Origin of the sequence: Micromonospora phytophila, from assembly GCF_023656545.1 — a bacterium.
GTDB classification, from domain to species: Bacteria; Actinomycetota; Actinomycetes; order Mycobacteriales; family Micromonosporaceae; genus Micromonospora; species Micromonospora phytophila.
The window spans coordinates 1-1,837 of sequence record NZ_JAMOKF010000580.1 but is presented as its reverse complement, the minus strand read 5'-3'; the positions used below and the strand labels follow the sequence as shown (position 1 = coordinate 1,837).

General features: G+C 75.0%; 2 protein-coding genes. One reads left to right on the top strand and one right to left on the bottom strand.

Annotated elements, in window-relative coordinates; all coding sequences use genetic code 11:
* The coding region (locus NCC78_RS31470) for a CDP-glycerol glycerophosphotransferase family protein (RefSeq protein ID WP_250799075.1) at positions 1-1,241 on the top strand (1,241 nt) is incomplete at its 5' end.
* A gap of 220 nt (positions 1,242-1,461) precedes the next feature.
* Here NCC78_RS31470 and NCC78_RS31465 read toward each other — a convergent pair.
* The coding region (locus NCC78_RS31465; RefSeq protein ID WP_250799073.1) for an alpha/beta fold hydrolase at positions 1,462-1,837 on the bottom strand (376 nt) is incomplete at its 5' end.

The window sequence follows — 1,837 nt, the reverse complement described above, 5'->3', positions numbered from 1 at the left end:
TGCTGGTCGGCGTCGCCGCCGGCGCGGTCGCGCTGGACCTGGCCCGGCGACGGTTGCGGCCGCCGGCCGGCGGTTCGGCGGTCTCCCGGGCGCTGCGCCGGCACCGGCCCGAGTTCCTGCTCCACTTCTCCGCGCCGCCCGGCTCCGAGTACCAGGTCACCATGTGGCTGCCGTACCTGGAGCGGATCGGTCGGCCGTTCGTGGTGATGCTGCGCGAGCCGGAGTTCCTGTCCACCGTCGCGGCGGCCACCAGCGCGCCGGTGGTCTACTGCCCCACCCTCAAGGCGATGGACGAGGCGCTGGTGCCGAGCCTGCGGGTGGCGTTCTACGTCAACCATGGCGCGAAGAACAGCCACTGCATCCGCTTCACCCAGCTGACCCACATCCAGCTGCACCACGGCGACAGCGACAAGGCCCCCAGCGCCAACCCGGTCTCGGCCATCTTCGACCGGATCTTCGTCGCCGGCCGGGCGGCGATCGACCGGTACGCCCGCGCCGGGGTGGACATCCCGGCGGAGAAGTTCGTCATCGTCGGCCGCCCGCAGGTCGAGTCGATCGAGGTACGCCCGGAGCCGACGCACGGCCCGGCCAACCCGACCGTGCTCTACACGCCGACCTGGACCGGGCACCACGCGGACGCGAACTACTGCTCGCTGCCGGTGGCCGAGACGCTGCTGCGCCGGCTGCTCGACCGGGGCGCGACGGTGATCCTGCGGGCCCACCCGTACACCTCGCAGAACCCGGCCTCGGCCCGGCAGCTGGGGCGGTTGACCGAGCTGCTCGCCGCGGACCGGGCCCGCACCGGCCGGCAGCACGTCTTCGGGGCCGCCGCCAGCCGGGAGCTGACCCTGACCGAGTGTGTGAACCGCTCGGACGCCCTGGTCTCCGACGTCTCCGGGGTGATCTCGGACTACCTCTACTCCGGCAAGCCGTACGCGGTGACCGACATGGTGGACTCCGGCGACCGGTTCGCCGAGGAATTCCCACTCGCCGGGTCGGGCTACGTCCTGCGCCGGGACATGTCGAACGTCGACGAGGTGCTGGCGCAGCTGCTCGACACCGACCCGCTGGCCGGGACGCGGTGGGCCACCCGGAGCCGTTACCTGGGCGACTTCCCGGCCGACTCGTACGCCGAGGCCTTCCTCGGCGCGGCGCGGCGGGAGCTGGACGCCGGCGGCCCGGTGCCGGCGCCGCGGACGGCCGACGGGTCGACCCCGGCGGCGCTTCCCGCCACCACCTGATCCCTGGTTCCACCACGCCGCGCCGCTCCCCGGCCCTCGCCGCCGGGAGCGGCGCGGCGCCGTCGTTGGTGGCCGGGCTGGCGGCAACGTTCTTCACATCTTCCCCGCGCCGGGCCGGGCGGCACCCGCCGCCCGGCCCGGCCGCGTCGACCCCTGGGGCGTGGTGATCCAGGCAGGCCCACGGGCGACGCCCGGTCGGCGAGGAGCCGGGGCGGGTCGGTCAGCGGTAGGGGTCGACGAGGGCGAGGACGGCCCCCGGGTCCTCGACGTGGGCGTTGTGGCCGAGACCGGGAAGGGTGGTGACCGGAACGCCGAGCTCCTTGAGCTGGGCGTCGGTGACCAGTGGGTCGTGCTCGCCGCGGGCCAGCAGCACCGGCACGTCGGTCGCCGCCAGCAGGGCGGGCAGGTCCGGCTCGCCCACGCCGAACGCGGCCGGATCCATCGCCAGCCGCCACCGGCCGTCGACCTGCCGCAACCCGGCGTCGACCACCGGATGGTCGGGGGCGAGGAGTCCGTTCAGGCCGGCGACCCGCAGGTAGCGGCGGGCCGCCTCGTCCCGGCTGGCGAACCAGGTCACCGGGCGACCGGCCAGCTCG